The sequence below is a fragment of the Halomonas denitrificans genome (genome assembly GCF_003056305.1).
GTDB lineage: Bacteria > Pseudomonadota > Gammaproteobacteria > Pseudomonadales > Halomonadaceae > Halomonas > Halomonas denitrificans.
The window spans coordinates 23,599-38,674 of the sequence record NZ_PYVX01000004.1; the positions used below are offsets into that span (position 1 = coordinate 23,599).

13 protein-coding genes and 1 tRNA gene are annotated in these 15,076 nt (G+C 68.4%); 9 read left to right on the forward strand and 5 right to left on the reverse strand.

The features are described from left to right. Positions 1–8 precede the first annotated feature (8 nt). Complete coding sequence (locus tag C9F13_RS11835) at positions 9–740, reverse strand: LrgB family protein (RefSeq protein WP_108446480.1); 732 nt, start codon at positions 738–740, stop codon at positions 9–11. Continuing rightward, on the reverse strand, positions 737–1,114 hold the full coding sequence (locus C9F13_RS11840; protein WP_108446481.1) for a CidA/LrgA family protein: 378 nt from the start codon (positions 1,112–1,114) through the stop codon (positions 737–739). The genes C9F13_RS11835 and C9F13_RS11840 overlap by 4 nt, the downstream gene beginning before the upstream one ends. Before the next feature lie 209 nt (positions 1,115–1,323). Between C9F13_RS11840 and C9F13_RS11845 the strand changes: the two genes are divergently transcribed. Further along, positions 1,324–1,400: transfer RNA gene (locus C9F13_RS11845), tRNA-Pro, on the forward strand. Positions 1,401–1,612: 212 nt separating this feature from the next. Further along, complete coding sequence (locus C9F13_RS17800) at positions 1,613–2,866, forward strand: methyl-accepting chemotaxis protein (RefSeq protein WP_108446482.1); 1,254 nt, start codon at positions 1,613–1,615, stop codon at positions 2,864–2,866. A 13-nt stretch (positions 2,867–2,879) separates the two neighbouring features. Here the strand turns inward: C9F13_RS17800 and C9F13_RS11855 are convergent, their stop codons facing one another. The 3 genes from C9F13_RS11855 to C9F13_RS11865 form a co-directional block, all read right to left on the reverse strand. Continuing rightward, the gene (locus C9F13_RS11855; protein WP_108446483.1) at positions 2,880–4,616 is read right to left on the reverse strand and encodes a putative bifunctional diguanylate cyclase/phosphodiesterase; all 1,737 of its coding nucleotides are present in this window, start codon (positions 4,614–4,616) and stop codon (positions 2,880–2,882) included. Continuing rightward, positions 4,606–7,224 carry a GAF domain-containing protein gene (locus tag C9F13_RS11860; RefSeq protein ID WP_108446484.1) on the reverse strand — a complete coding sequence of 873 codons (2,619 nt, stop codon included), beginning with the start codon at positions 7,222–7,224 and terminating at the stop codon, positions 4,606–4,608. Before C9F13_RS11860 ends, C9F13_RS11855 begins: the two co-directional genes overlap by 11 nt. A 237-nt stretch (positions 7,225–7,461) precedes the next feature. Beyond that, positions 7,462–8,895, reverse strand: coding sequence for an MFS transporter (locus tag C9F13_RS11865; RefSeq protein ID WP_108446485.1), 1,434 nt, complete (start codon positions 8,893–8,895; stop codon positions 7,462–7,464). Positions 8,896–9,298: 403 nt separating this feature from the next. Here C9F13_RS11865 and C9F13_RS11870 point away from each other — a divergent pair, with 403 nt between their 5' ends. The 7 genes from C9F13_RS11870 (at position 9,299) to C9F13_RS11900 (ending at position 15,004) form a co-directional block, all read left to right on the forward strand. Continuing rightward, entirely contained in the window at positions 9,299–9,664 is a 366-nt protein-coding gene (locus C9F13_RS11870; protein WP_108446486.1) for a DUF6482 family protein, read from the forward strand. 376 nt (positions 9,665–10,040) lie between these two features. Beyond that, on the forward strand, positions 10,041–10,706 hold the full coding sequence (locus C9F13_RS11875) for an ABC transporter permease (RefSeq protein WP_108446487.1): 666 nt from the start codon (positions 10,041–10,043) through the stop codon (positions 10,704–10,706). A gap of 92 nt (positions 10,707–10,798) precedes the next feature. After that, complete coding sequence (locus C9F13_RS11880; protein WP_108446488.1) at positions 10,799–11,965, forward strand: ABC transporter ATP-binding protein; 1,167 nt, start codon at positions 10,799–10,801, stop codon at positions 11,963–11,965. Positions 11,966–11,969: 4 nt separating this feature from the next. Next, positions 11,970–12,701: an ABC transporter permease gene (locus C9F13_RS11885; protein ID WP_108446489.1), complete on the forward strand. Its 732-nt coding sequence runs from the start codon at positions 11,970–11,972 to the stop codon at positions 12,699–12,701. 101 nt (positions 12,702–12,802) lie between these two features. Continuing rightward, the gene (locus tag C9F13_RS11890) at positions 12,803–13,684 is read left to right on the forward strand and encodes a glycine betaine ABC transporter substrate-binding protein (protein ID WP_108446490.1); all 882 of its coding nucleotides are present in this window, start codon (positions 12,803–12,805) and stop codon (positions 13,682–13,684) included. A gap of 184 nt (positions 13,685–13,868) precedes the next feature. Further along, on the forward strand, positions 13,869–14,711 hold the full coding sequence (locus C9F13_RS11895; protein ID WP_108446491.1) for a nitrilase-related carbon-nitrogen hydrolase: 843 nt from the start codon (positions 13,869–13,871) through the stop codon (positions 14,709–14,711). Between the two features lie 89 nt (positions 14,712–14,800). After that, entirely contained in the window at positions 14,801–15,004 is a 204-nt protein-coding gene (locus tag C9F13_RS11900; RefSeq protein ID WP_108446492.1) for a putative motility protein, read from the forward strand. Positions 15,005–15,076 lie beyond the last annotated feature (72 nt).

Genomic DNA, 15,076 nt, shown 5'->3' on the forward strand with positions numbered 1-15,076 from the left:
GGCGAGGCTCAGCCCACCCCCAGAAGGCCGGTGATCAGCGGCAGCAGGAAGGCCGTCACCAGGCCCGAGAGCCCCATGGCGAGGCCCGAGAAGGCGCCGGCGACGGCGCCCATGCGCGCGAAGGCATGGGCGGTACCGAAGCCGTGGGCCGAGAGCCCCATGGTGAAGCCCTGGACGGCCGGATCGGTGATGCGCAAGAGCCGCAGGATCGTGGGTCCCAGGGCACAGCCGATGGAGCCGGTCAGCAGGACCAGCCCGGCCGCCAGCGAGGGAATGCCGCCGATCTGCTCGGCGATGCCCATGGCGATGGGCGAGGTCACCGAGCGGGGGGCCAGCGACAGCAGCGTCTTGGGATCGGCGCCGAGCAGCATGGCGAGCCCGATGGTGGTCGACACCGCCGTGAGCACCCCTGCCCCACAGGCCAGCAAAAGCGGCCACAGCAGGCGGTAGACGCGCTGGCGATGGTCATACAGGGGGATCGCCAGGGCCACCGTGGCCGGCCCCAGCAGGAAATGGATGAACTGAGCCCCCTCGAAGTAGGTGGCATAGTCCATGTCCACCAGCAGCAGCAGCATGATCAGCATCGCGATGGAGAGCGTGACCGGATGCAGCAGCGGCGTGCCGCCCACGGCGCGGTTGATCCTCACGGCCAGGGCGAAGACCAGCAGGGTTGCCAGCAGCGAGAGCAGCGGATTGCCGGAGAGATAGACCCACAGCTGATCGAAGGAGGCGACGTTCATGCGTTCTCCTCCACCCGGCCGCCCTTGCCGCCGCTGCGACGCTGCAGGCGTTCGAGCACCCAGGCCGTCACGGTGAGGGTCACCGCCGTGGACACCAGCAGGGTCACCGCGATCGGCCACAGATCCGCGCCGATCAGCTCGAAGTGCACCATCAGCCCGACCCCGGCGGGCACGAACAGCAGCGTCAGGTAGCGCAGCAGCCCCTCCCCCGCCAGACGCAGGCAGGAAGGCACCTTGCCGCGGACCAGCAACGCCACCAGCAGGATCACCATGCCGATCACCGGCCCCGGTATCGGCAACAGCAGCCCCTTTGCCAACAGTTCCCCCGCGAACTGGCACGCCAGCAGCATGCTCATCCCCATGATCAACGGCATCGTATCGTCCTTTTTGCGGCTCCCGGGGAGCCTATCGTCGTTGCCAATAGTGTGACAGAAGCTGCGTGCTCCGGGGACCTCAGGCCCCTGCTAGCCAAGCGATTGAAAAGAAAGCGCAAAAAGGACTTTTCATTTGCCGCGAGGCGCGCTAGTATACGCCTCGTTCTCGGGGGACACGCCGCATGGCGAAAAACCCGAAAGCGAAGAGTCGGAGCGTGGCGCAGCTTGGTAGCGCGTTGCAATGGGGTTGCAAAGGTCGCAGGTTCGAATCCTGTCGCTCCGACCACTGAATTGAAAAAAAGCGGTCACCATGCCTTCGGGCGGTGACCGCTTTTTTGTGCCTGCCACTTTATATGTACGCCCCTTCTCACTGGGCATCTGCCGATGCCTCCCGCTCGAATGTGCCTCGCCGACCCTCGAAAGCTTCAAGTCTCGCCCCTTCTGGCCGATAGTCGTTCCCAGAGACGTCATTCGACGCCTCACTGACATTAAGCCCGAATGCTGACGACGACACGAAGCACTCCGCTGCACCGAGCCCTGACCACTCACACGCCCTGCATCGCCTTCTCCCCCGAGGGCATCATCCTGGAGGCGAGCCCTTCCTTCCTCGACACGGTCGGCTATCGCCTCGACCAGATAAAGGGCAAGCACCACCGCCTCTTCTGCCCCACGGCAGTGCAGGATGACCCGGCCTATCGCACATTCTGGGCGGCACTCGCGAGGGGCCAGCACCAGACGGGCACCTTCGAGCGGCTCGACGCCCACGGGGTGCCGCTCTGGCTCGAGGCCACCTATGTGCCGGTCAAGGGGGCACGCGGCCGCGTCGCCTACATCATCAAGATCGCCAGCGACGTGAGCCGGCAACGCCAGGCGGCCGACGACCAGCAGGCACTGCTCGGCGCGCTGAATGCGTCCATGGCGGTGATCGAGTTCACGCCGCACGGCGAGATCCTGCGCGCCAACGACAACTTCCTCGCCACCATGGGCTATCGCCTCGAGGAGATCCTGGGCCGGCACCACCGGATGTTCTGCAGCGAGGCCTTCTACGCCGAGCATCCCGACTTCTGGGCCGAACTCGCCGATAACGTCTTCAAGCAGGGGCGCTACGAGCGCTTCGCCGCGGAAGGCCGGCCGGTGTGGCTCGAGGCGACCTACAACCCGGTGACCGACGGCGAGGGCCGGGTCACGCGCATCGTCAAGTTCGCCACTGACATCACCCCCGCCATCCAGGCGGAGGCGGCGGCCCGCCAGACCGTGGAGTCCGCCCGGGCAAGCGCCCGGCAGACCGAAACCATCGCCGCCGACGGCCTGACCCAGCTCGAGGAGGCCGTCGACTCGACGCGCCAGGCCGACGAGGAGATCCGTGCCACCCAGGAGATCATCTCGGCGCTCCAGGAGCAGGTGCGGACCATCAACGGCATCACCGACGCGATCTCGCGCATCGCCCAGCAGACCAACCTGCTGGCGCTCAATGCGGCCGTAGAGGCCGCCCGAGCCGGCGAGCACGGCCGCGGCTTCGCCGTGGTGGCCAAGGAGGTAAGGGAGCTCTCCCAAGGGTCGACCCGCGCCGCCGACGAGATCACCCGCGTGCTCAACGACAACAACGCGCGCATCGGGCTGGCCAATCGTAAGATCCTCGACGTGGTCGAGCACAGCCGGGTCAACCAGCAGCGGGTCCGCGCCACCCAGGACGTGATCCGGGAGATACGCGCCGGCGCGCAGAGCGTCTCCGAGGCCATCCGGGAGCTCTGACGGCTCCCGGTCCTCAGCGGCAGGCGTCGAGCACGGTCAGGAAGGCCTCGGCGGGCTGGGGGCATGCGAACCAGAAACCCTGGCCCATTTCGCAGCCCATGGCCGCCAGGCTGGCCGCCTGCTCCGGTGCCTCGATCCCCTCGGCGACCACCCGGCAGCCGAGCCCATGGGCCATGGCGACGATCGACTCGACCAGCCGATGGCTCTCGGCATCCTCCAGCAGGTGGGTCAGGAAACTGCGATCGATCTTGATGGTATTCACCGGCATACGCCGCAGGTAGGCGAGGGACGAGTGGCCGGTGCCGAAATCGTCGATCGCGATGTTGACCCCCAGGTCCGCCAACTGCTGGAGCTGCCCCGTGGCCGCCTCCAGGTCGGTCATCACGGCGGACTCGGTCACCTCCACCTCCAGCGCCGCAGGGGGCAGGTCGTGTCGCGCCAGGGCCGCCGTCACTTGTGTGACGAAGCCCGGCTGGCAGAGCTGATGGGCGGAGACGTTCACGGCAAGGCTGAAGGAGCGCGCGACGTGCCCCTCGCGCCGCCAGCGGCTCAGGGTGGCGAGGGCGGACTCCAGCACCCAGGCGCCCAATGCCAGGATGTCGCCGCTCGCCTCGGCCATCGGGATGAACTCGGCCGGCGAGACCGTTCCGAGCACCGGGTCCGTCCAGCGCAGCAGCACCTCGGCACCACAGATGCTCCCGGTGGCGAGCGCTACCTTGGGCTGGTAGTGAAGCGAAGTGTCGCCGCGCTCGCAGGCCTGGGGCAGCGCCTGGCGCAGCTGCATGCGCCGCTGCTCATGGGCCTCCAGCGCCGGGGTGTAGGCCTGGATGGCCTCCCCCTGTCGCGCGTGGGGCACCGCCAGCGCCGCCATGTGCACCAGTCGCTCCGGCTCCAGCCCGCGTCCGCCGGCGACGCCGATCCGGCCATCGACCCACAGCCGCACGCCGCAGACCGCCAGGGGACGCTTGAGCACCCCGCGCACGCGAGCCGCCAGGTGCTCGAGCTCGGCGATCGAGGCCCGGGGCTGGATCAGCAACAGCTCATGACTGCCCCAGACCCCGATCACGCCCTGCTCCGGCAGGGCGGCCACCAGGCGATGGGCCAGCTCGTTCAGGAAGGCCTCGGTCACCCGATGCCCCTGGTAGCGCATGATGGCGTCGATCCCCTCCAGCACGATGAAGAGCGCCCCCGCCTCGCTGCCCTCCCGCTGCCACTCCCCGAGGGACGCGGTGAGTCCGCGCCGGTTCGGCAGGCTGGTCACCGGGTCGGTGCAGGAAAGCCGCTCCAGCGCCTCCGTGCGCTCGGCCACCAGCCGCTCCAGGGTACTCGCCTGCTCGCGGCGCCACTGATAGCGGCTCTGGTCGCGCAGGGCATTGTGAATCCGCGCCAGCACCTCCTCGTGATCGAACGGCTTGGTCAGGAAGTCGCGTACCCCCATGGCCAGGGCCCGCCGACGGGTCTCGTCGTCGACCTGGGCGGTCAACACGATGGTCGGCGGCGCCTCGACGCCAAAGGCTCCCTGCAGGGCCTCGAGCACCCCGTAGCCATCCAGGTGGGGCATGCGGACATCCAGCAGCAGCAGGTCCGGCACCTGCGTGCGGCAGTGCGCCAGCACCTCCCGCGGGTCGGTGAGGCCGGCGACGTCCTGGTAGCCGTAATCCTCCAGCAGGTCCTGAAGCAGTTCGACGTTGACCGCATGGTCGTCCACGACCAGCAGCCGCTTGTGGTAGAGGGCGGGATCAGAAGGCATCCGGGTTTCCTTCCAGTGAAGAGAGGTGGCGGGCGAGGGTCGACCAGAACGAGGCCAGGTCGAGGGGCTTGGTCAGGTAGTCATCGAATCCCGCCGCCAGACCGCGCTTGATGTCGCCCGGCATGGCATTGGCGGAGAGCGCGATCACCGGCAGTGGCTGCGGCAGCCGTTGTAGCCGCTCCAGGGCCTCGTAGCCGCTCATGCCCGTCAGGTTCAGATCCATCAGCACCAGGTCCGGGGGGCGCGCCTCGATCGGCGGCAGGGCGAGCTCGGCGCTGGGGTAGATGCGCAGCTCGCAGGCCGGCCACTGCGCGAAGACATCCTCCATCAGGCGCTGGTTGGCAGGGTTGTCCTCGATGTAGACGACGCGCGCCGCCACCTCGTCCGGTGCGGCGGTGCACGGCGGCTCGGTGCGGCGCGTGTCCGGCCGATCGACCCCGGCCAGCGCCAGGCGGCAGTGGAAGGCGCTGCCCTTCCCCGCCACGCTCTCGACCTCGATCGTGGCGCCCATCGCCTCGAGCAGCTGACGGGTGATGGCGAGGCCGATGCCGGTGCCCTCGATGCCCTGGTGCTCCGCCCCCAGGCGCTGGAAGGGCTGGAAGAGCCGCGCCAGGTCCTCGTCGCGGATCCCCTGGCCGCTGTCGCGCACGGTGAAGCGAAGGTGCTCTCCCTCCGGGGCGGCCTCCAGGCGCACCCAGCCGCCCGGGCGATTGTACTTGATGGCGTTGCTGAGCAGGTTGAGGAGCACCTGCTTGAGCCGCGTGTAGTCGGCGTGAACCGCCGGCAGCGGCCCGCCGACCCGCTGCTCGATCGTCACCTCGTGGGCCAGGGCCGTCGCCTCCAGGGCGCCGGCCGCGTCCTCGGCCACATCGACCAGCGAGATCGCCTCCATGGAGAGGCTCAGCTGCCCGGCCTCGACCCGGGCCAGGTCCAGGATCTGGTTGATCAGCTCCAGCAGGTGCTGGCCACTGCGGGCGATCTGGGCGACCTGGCGCTGCTGGCGCGCCTCCAGCGGATGGCGCTTGCCGCTTGCCAGCAGCTGGGCGAAGCCAAGGATGGCGTTCAGGGGCGTGCGCAGCTCGTGGCTCATCGACGAGAGGAACTCGCTCTTGGCGCGATTGGCCCGGTCGGCGCTGTCCCGCGCCTCGGAGAGCGCCTCGATGTAGCCCTCACGCTCGGCCATCTGCCGATAGAGGTTGATCAGCAGGGCGCAGGTTGCCGTGAAGGGCTGCAGCCACTCCAGCAGGGCCTGGTCATAGCGGCGACGGCCATTGGCGATGGCGAACATCCCGATCAGGCGCCGGCCATCGAAGATCGGCACCCCCAGGTAGTTGTGAAGCGGCGGGTGTCCGGGCGGGAAACCGCTGCGGTGCGGATGGCCATCCAGGTCATCGGTCATCACCACCTCGCCGTGGGCGAACACCCGGCCGAGCAGCGACGCGGGGTTGGAGAGCGTCATGTCGCCGCTGCGCAGTCGCTCCATCAGCAGCCGCGACTCCTCGTTCCAGGAGAGGTCGGTGATGGCGTGAATCTTCAACGCCGGTACGCCCGCGTCCTCGATCACCTCGCCGATCAGGGCGTAGTCGCTGTCGGTGAGCTCGCGCAGCGCCTCCATCAGGAAATCCCACAGCCGGTGGCCCGACATCAGCGCCTGGTAGTCGGTGATCCCGCGGTGCAGCACGCGAATCAGGCTCGCCTGGCGCACCGCCTCGGTGGTGTCCCGGGCCACGCCCACCACGCCGCGGATGACGCCGTCGTCGTCCTTCAGCGGCCCGAGCTGCAGGTCGTGGTGGCGCCCCTGCAGGGGGGGCAGCGAGACCCGCTGCGGAACGCCGCTGGCCATCACCTCGGCCTCCGCCGCATCGAGGAACGACTGCAGCTCGACGGGCAGCCGCGGCGCGTCGTCGTCGAGCGGCGCGCCGGTGGTGCCCTCCAGCAGCGACAGGCAGGCGGTATTGGCCGCCAGGTAGCGTCCGCGGCGGCTGCGGGCGTAGATCGGGTCGCGACTGCCGTCCAGCACGGCACGCAGCAGCTGGCGCTCCTTGGCCAGCCGATCACCGGCCTCGGAGAGGCGCTGATTGAGCGTCACCAGCTCGTGCTGCTGGGCCTCCTGTGTCATCCGCAGCCGGTGCTTGCGCAACAGGGCCTCAGCCTGGCTCGCCAGGCGGGCCAGCAGGCGCCGCTCGCGCTCGGAGAACTCCCGCGGCCGGGTATCGATCAGGCAGAGCGTGCCCACGGCATGCTCCCGGTCCGGCAGCAGCGGGTGCCCGGCGTAGAAGCGGATGCCGGGCTCGCCGGTCACCAGGGGATTGTCCCGGAAGCGGGCGTCCTCGACGGCATCCGGCACCACCAGCGGCTGGGCCGCGGCGACCGCGTGGCCACAGAAGGAGACCTCCCGCGAGGTCTCGCGCACGTCCAGCCCGACGCAGGCCTTGAACCACTGCCGGTCCTCGGCGACCAGAGAAACCAGCGCGATGGGCACCTCGAAGAGTTCCTGCGCCAGCTCGACCAGTTGGTCGAAGCCCGCATCGGGCGCGGAATCGAGCACGCCCAGCGCCGCCAGGGCGGCCAGGCGGGCGGCGTCATTGTCGGGAACGGGTGGCAGCATGGCGGGGCTCACGGTCAGGCTTTGTCGGCATATCGATACGCCGAACCTACCATGAATGCCCCGGGCAACGAGGGAATGAATCGGGGCGATATTTAACGGAAACCGCGAGGCGTAAACGCACGAGTCAGGACTCGCCCGGGTGTCCCATCGCCCCACGCGGGCGCTCTCTCCGCAAGCCTACGCCCCCCGGGCGTCTCGAAAAGAAGCGCCCGGGGGGGCGGCCTCTTCAGACCCGATTCAGGTAACGCCCTTGTTGCTGGGCTTCAGGGAGGCGGAGGCTCTAGCGTCCTGGTCCGCTTCAGCGACTTCCTCCACCTTCGCCTCTTTTTCGGCCCTCGCCTTTTCCCCAGTCTCTTCCTCGGCCTTGGCATCTTTCTCGGCGGCTGCGGCTTCGGCCTCCTGCGCTTCTTCCGCCAGGTCCGCCGCGGGGTGGAGCGGCTCCCCCTGCTCGTCCTGAAGCTGGTAGTCGTAGGCCGCCTGGAGACCGGACTCCTCCTCGGCCTCTTCCTCCTCGGCCTGGGCGATGTAGCCCGGGTAGAACGGCGAAAGGATGGCGAAGAGGATGCCCAGCGCGGAGAACATGGCAAAGGCAGTGGCATAGCCGAAGTTGTTCACCAGCGAGCCGACGACCGGCGAGCCGGTCGCCTGCCCCAGCGAGACCGCCATGAAGGGCAGTACCGGCCCCACCGCCAACCGGCCCGGCAGCAGGCGGATGCCGGTCATCAGGTAGAGTCCCGTCAGGCTCATGTAGGCCAGGCCGAAGACCAGCGCCGAAAAGGCCGCCAGCCAGGTCTGACCGGGGCTGGCGGCGAGCAGCGCCAGGCTCGCGGAGAGCATCATCAGCATCAGCGAATGCGTGATGGGGGGATTGTTGCGATCGGCGAGATCAGCCACCACGGCCCCGCCCAGGCCGGCGATGCCCACCGCCAGCCACAGCCACCCGGTGGCGCCGGACGTCAGGCCCCCGAGGGTGACCACAAGGTCGGGGGCGAAGATCCAGTAGGCGGCGGAGACGAAGCCCATCACGAAGGCGAACAATGTGAGCCGGATCAGGCGCGACCAGGGCAGCTCACTGATCGGCGGCGGCGGCGCCGCGTTGGCCGGCGTGATCCGCGACACCGAGGGCAGGAAGAGCCAGGCGGCGACCACCCCGGCACCCGCCAGGAGGGCAAAGGAGATGTACGCGAGACGCCAGGCGCCGACCATGAACAGCACCGTCGGCACGGCCACGATCACGCCGATGCTGGTCCCGGCATTCATGACCGAGCTGACGCGCCCGTGAAGCGAGCGTTTCACCAGTGCCTGCATGGCGGCCGTGAGCGCCGGCATCATCAGGCCGGTGCAGATGCCGCAGGCGAACACCCCGATCCCGAGCAGCAGCGCGCCGGGCGCCTGGCTGATCAGCCCCAGGCCGGCAACGCCGAACGCCCCGGAGAGCACCGCCGCGTTACGGGCACCAAAAAGATGGGTGACGAGAGGCGCGATCAGCGTGGCCAGCAGGAAACTGATCAGCGGCAGCGAGCCGATGATACCGATCACCGTCGGCGTGAGGCCGAGTTCCTCGCGAATCGGGGGGACGAACAGGCCGAAGGCGAAACGCGCAAGGCCGTAGCTGATCGCGATCAGCGCCGCGCCAAGCAGCGCGAATTCCGTGCTGGAAGGTGACCTCATGCGACCGCCTCCCTGCGCGCGATGCACGCCCGCGGCTGCTCGATATGGTTGTTGGTGTTGATCACCATGACCCCCTCACCGTCTGGTTGCATAGGCAAACTGCCGCACGCGAGCGCAGCAGGCATGGGCGGAAGCGCCATCACCGGCCCTCTGACCCTCGATCAACCTACCGCAGAGCCGGGGATACCGATAGCCGCCTCGCCCACGGTAACAGAGAGCCCCAGGCTGGCGTCAGCCGGGGCCCGGGATATCAGACGGAAGGAGGGACAGCTGCGTCATGCTCTGCGCGCGTCGCCTCAGGACGATCGCCGGTGCGCCTATCGCTGGGAGTACCCCAAGCCTTGTACATAATGCTCGCCGGATATAAGTTTTGCTTGCCACCCCCGCCGCCCAGGAGACCCGCATGCCGGCAAGCACCGCTCCCCTGCCTGACCGCGTGACCCTCGAGGCCCTCGGCGACTGGCTGCAGACCGGCCGGGCCTCGACCGACGAGGCGCCCATCGTCGAGGTGCAGTCGATCGACCAGGGTTACTACCTGGTGCGCCTGCACCATGCCCATGGCATCAGCCAGCTGGTCAACGCCGACGACCAGGCCCGGCGCTTCACCGGCACCCAGTGGGTGAGCCGGGCGCTGCTGCCACTGGGCCTCACCCATGGCGTGCTGACCTGGGCCGAGGTCACCGACGAGATGATCGGCCTGCCCGACACCCCGAGCGACCCGCAGAGCGTGCTGGCCCACGGCACCCGGGTCGCCTTCCAGACTCGTTAGCCAGAATCGCGCCCGGCGGCCCCCGTACTCTCCCCACCCTCTCGAGGGGCCTTCACGACGCCCCGCTCCTCGGCGGCCGCCCGGCTAGCCGGATGGCAGCCTGGCCCCTATTCTCAGGCCAGACCCGCCCATTCCGGCGCTGCATCACCATCGCCAATAATTGGCATTTTGGATCGTCATTTATATTAATAACAACGAGCTATGTGACTCTGATACGCTACGCCGGCTTTCGCGCCTGCACCCCTGACCGCGTTCGGGCGCGGTACCGCCTGACTCCCCGACCGTCCCCTCCCCGGCACGCGTCGGCAACGGAGGTAACGCCTAGCGGCAAGAAATCACGGCAAGATAGAGAAGCAAAGAATAAAGGAGACGTCGTTTGGAACTGTTTCAGTACGCTCTGGACAACCTGGAGCTCTTGTTGACCCGAACGGTCGAGCACATCTCGCTGGTGGGCGTGGCCGTCGGCATCGCCACCCTGACCGGGGTACCGATCGGCATCGCCATCACCAAGAACGAGCGCGCCGCCCAGATCGTGCTCTACATCGCCTCGATCATCGTGACCATCCCCTCCATCGCGCTGTTCGGGATCATGATCCCGATCCTCTCACTGATCGGCCAGGGCATCGGATATCTGCCGGCGGTCATCGCGGTGCTGCTCTACTCGCAGCTGCCGATCATCCGCAACACCTACACGGCGATCAACAACGTCGACCCGGCCCTGCGCGAGGCCGCCCGCGGCATCGGCATGAGCCCCAACCAGCGCCTGCGCATGGTCGAGATCCCGCTCGCCGTGCCGGTGATCATGGCCGGCGTGCGCACCGCCGTGGTGCTCAACATCGGCGTGATGGCGATCGCCGCCTACATCGGCGCCGGGGGCCTGGGCACCTTCATCAGTCGCGGCATCTCCCAGTCCGATCCGCGCCAGCTGATCATCGGCGCCGTGGCCGTCAGCGTGCTGGCGATCATCGTCGACTACTCGCTGCTGGCCCTGCAGAAGCGCCTGACGCCCAAGGGCATGGAGCGCGCCGCCGCCACGGCCTGAACCGTCGCCCGCGCCACGCTCTGCCCGCCCGATCCGCTGACGACCCGACAAGACGGCCGCCCCGACGAGGCCGCCCAGACAAGGACCGCCACATGATTCGACTCGATAACCTGACCAAGGTCTTCGACACGCCCAAGGGTGCCGTGACCGCCGCCGACCACATCAGCATGGAGGTCCCCAGCGGCGAGATCTGCATCCTGCTCGGCCCCTCCGGCTGCGGCAAGACCACCACCCTGAAGATGATCAACCGCATCATCCGCCCGACCTCCGGCAAGGTGTTCATCAACGGCGAGGACACCACCAGCCTCGATACCCAGGACCTGCGCCGCAGCATCGGCTACGTGATCCAGCAGATCGGCCTGTTCCCCAACATGACCATCGAGGAGAACATCACCGTCGTGCCCAAGCTGCTCGGCTGGGACAAGGCGAAGTACAAGGAGCGCGCCCGGGAGATGATGCGCATGATCGCGCTGGAGCCCGACGCCTTCCTCAAGCGCTACCCGAGCGAGCTCTCCGGCGGGCAGCAGCAGCGCATCGGCGTGGCCCGGGCGCTGGCCGCCGACCCGCCCGTGATGCTGATGGACGAGCCCTTCGGCGCCATCGACCCGATCAACCGCGCGGTGATCCAGGACGAGTTCCTGAAGATGCAGCAGGAGCTCAAGAAGACCATCATGTTCGTCAGCCACGACATCGACGAGGCGATCAAGATGGGCGATCGCATCGCCATCTTCCGCGCCGGCAAGCTGGTGCAGTACTCCGAGCCCGACGAGCTGCTGGCCGCGCCAAAGAACGAGTTCGTCGAGTCCTTCCTCGGCGAGGACCGGGCGCTGAAGCGCCTCAACCTGGTCAAGGTGCGCGACCTGGCGAGCGACGAGATCGGCCTGGTACGCCCCGACGACACCCTGGAGACGGCCCTCCAGCGCATCGACGACTACGGCTACCAGACCAGCATCGTGATGGTGAACGCCAAGCGCCAGCCGGTGGGCATCATCAACGCCGCCGTGGCGCGCACCACCAAGGGCCACTGCCGGGACCACTTCCAGAGCGTGCCGGTGGTAGTGAACCTCGACGACGACCTGCGCAAGGTCGCCTCGCTGATGTTCTCCAACGACATGACCTGGGTGCCCTGCGTCGACGACGACGGCCGCATCGTCGGCCAGATCACCCAGCGGGCGATCACCCATCACCTGGGGTCGCGTTACCGCGCCCATTCCGGGGCCGGCGAGGCGTCACCGTCATCATCGGCCAGCGAGGAGTAAGCCCATGCCGACGCTGAACCTCTCGGGCGCGATGCGCCTGCTGGTGCTCGTCGCGGTCTTCGTGGCCGGGGTCTGGAGCCAGTCCAGCGGCGTGATCGACGACTTCATCTTCTACCTCCCGGACATCCAGTACCTGGCGGTGCAGCACCTGTGGCTGACCGCCGTCTCCGGTAGCCTCGCGATCCTCGTCGCCATCCCGCTGGGCATCCTGCTGTCGCGCCCCAGCATGGCCAGGGTCGCCGAATCCGCCATGCAGGTGCTCAACGTGGGCACCACCATCCCGACGCTGGCGGTGCTGGCGCTGTCGATGAGCTTCCTGGGCATCGGTACCGTGCCGGCCGTGTTCGGCCTCTTCGTGGCGACGCTGCTGCCGATCACCCGCAACACCTACACTGGCCTCAAGGGCGTCTCGCCGGCGCTCATGGAGGCCGCGGCGGGCATCGGCATGTCGCCCGGCCAGCGCCTGCTGAAGGTCGAGCTGCCCAACGCCCTCTACGTGATCTTCGCCGGAATCCGCACCGCCCTGGCGATCAACGTCGGCACCGTGCCGCTGGCCTTCCTGATCGGCGCCGGGGGCCTCGGCGAGCTGATCTTCACCGGCATCGACCTCTACGACCCGGTGATGATGCTCTCCGGCGCCATCCCGACGGCGCTGCTGGCGGTCGTGGTCGACATGCTCATCGCCGTCACCGCCTTCCTGGTGGTGCCGCGGGGCGTGAACCCGGGCCGGGCCTGACCCGCCCGGCGCGAGCGCCGCATCGACACCGCACGATTCACCCTGCCGGCTCGACGGGGCCGGCACACAACGACCCGGTAATCACAACAAGGAGCGACTCCATGAAGACTCTGATGACCCTGCTCACCGGCGCGGCCCTGGCCGGCAGCCTGACCACCGCCCAGGCCAACGAGATCGTGGTGGGCGGCAAGAACTTCACCGAACAGCAGATACTGGCCAGCATGACCAGCCAGTACCTCGACGCCCTGGGCTATGACGTCGAGAAGCGCTCCGGCATGGGCTCCGCGGTGCTCCGCCAAGCCCAGGAGAACGGCCAGATCGATCTCTACTGGGAGTACACCGGCACCTCGCTGATCAACTACAACGACGTCACCGAGCGCCTGTCGCCGGAAGAGACCTACTCGCGGGTCAAGGAGCTCGACGCCGAGAAGGGCCTGGTGTGGCTCGAGCCCTCCGAGGCCAACAACACCTACGCCCTGGCCATGCGCGAGGACGACGCCGAGGAGCGCGGCATCGCGACCCTCTCCGACCTGGCCCAGGCGGTCAACGACGGCGAGGAGCTGACCTTCGCCCTGAACGCCGAGTTCTACGCCCGCGAGGACGGCTGGCGCCCGCTGCAGCAGGCCTACGACTTCCGCGTCGGCCGCGCCGACGTCAAGCGCATGGACTCCGGCCTGGTCTATCAGGCGCTGCGCGACGGCCAGGTCGAGGTCGGTCTGGTGTTCGCCACCGACGGCCGCATCCCGGCCTTCGACTTCCGCGTGCTGGAAGACGACCAGAACTACTTCCCGGCCTACGCCCTGACCCCGGTGGTACGCGAGGAGACCCTCGAGGCCAACCCCGAGCTCGCCGAGCAGATGAACACTCTCTCCGGCCTGCTGGACGATGAGACCATGTCGAGCCTCAACGCCCAGGTCGACGTCGAGAAGGTGACCATCGAGCGCGTCGCCGAGAACTTCCTCGAGGAGCATGACCTGCTCTGATCGCGACACGATCGCAGCGCTTGACGACCGAAGGCCGCCCGCGGGCGGCCTTCCTGCGCTAGGGCGCCGCCCGCCTTGATGCGTCTGCGGAGCGGTGCGATGATCCGCGCCCACGGCCGGGCGAGCGCCAGCAGCCCGTCACGCCTGCCACCGTTCCACCTCCTCACGACAGCGAGACACCCCCATGCACTTTCAGGACCACCTGCGTGTCGGCGCCGCCCAGATCAACGCCACCCTGGGCGATGTCGATGCCAACCTCGAGCGTCACCGCGAGATGATCGCCCAGGCCCGCCGGGCGGGGCTGGAGCTGCTGGTGTTCCCGGAGCTCTCGCTGACCGGCTACAGCCTCGGCAACCAGGTGATCGAGCTGGCCTGTCCCGCCCAGGACCCGCGGCTGACCGACCTCGCCCGGGAGGCCGGCGAGATGCAGACGGTGGTCGGCTTCGTCGAGGAGGCGAGCCCCGGCGAGTACTACAACGCCCTGGCGATCCTCCAGCACGGCGAGCTGCAGGCGGTGCACCGCAAGCTCAACCTGCCCACCTACGGCGGTCTCGAGGAGGGCAAGCTCTTCACCCACGGCAGCGAGCTCACCCAGGGCAGCGTGCGGCCGGGCTGGTCGGCGACCTCGCTGATCTGCGCCGATCTCTGGAACCCGGGGCTGGTGCATGCCGCGCTGCTGGCGCGCCCCACGGTGCTCTGCGCGCCGATCAACTCGGCCTCCGGCATCGTCAGCGAGGACTTCTCCAATGAGCAGAACTGGGCGGTCAACCTGCACTTCTACGCCATGACCTACGGCACCCCGGTGATCATGGCCAACCGCTACGGGCCCGAGGGCGAGAGCCACTTCTGGGGCGGCTCGCGCATCCTCGGCCCGCGCGGCGAGATCCTCGCCCAGGCCGAGGATCGCGAGATGCTGATCGAGGCGAGGCTCTCGCGTACCGCCATCGCCCGGGCCCGCTTCGAGCTGCCCACCCATCGCGACGCCGATACCCCGCTGGTGCGCGACCTGATGGCCGGCTATCGCTGAGCCGTCGGCGCGGCGGTGGCGCGATGACTTTCGGCCCGGGTGGGAAGCTGCTAGCGTAGTAGCGCAACCCACTCATATAGGAATGTCGGATGGACACATCGGTCAACAACGTCGTCGCGCAGTCCATGGCGCTGTCGCAGGCGCAGACCGCCCAGCAGGCCCAGATGAAGATCTTCAAGGAGGCCCTGGACACCCAGGAGCAGCAGGTCACGGCGCTGCTCGAATCGGCATCCGTGGGCCCGCAGCTCGCCGGTGACGGCAGCGTGGGCACCCAGATCAACACCTACGCCTGATCGCCGCTCGCGCTGCCCCCGGCGGCGCGAGTCGTGCTCCCTCGCTCGTCTCGTCCTCTCCTGACGCTCCTC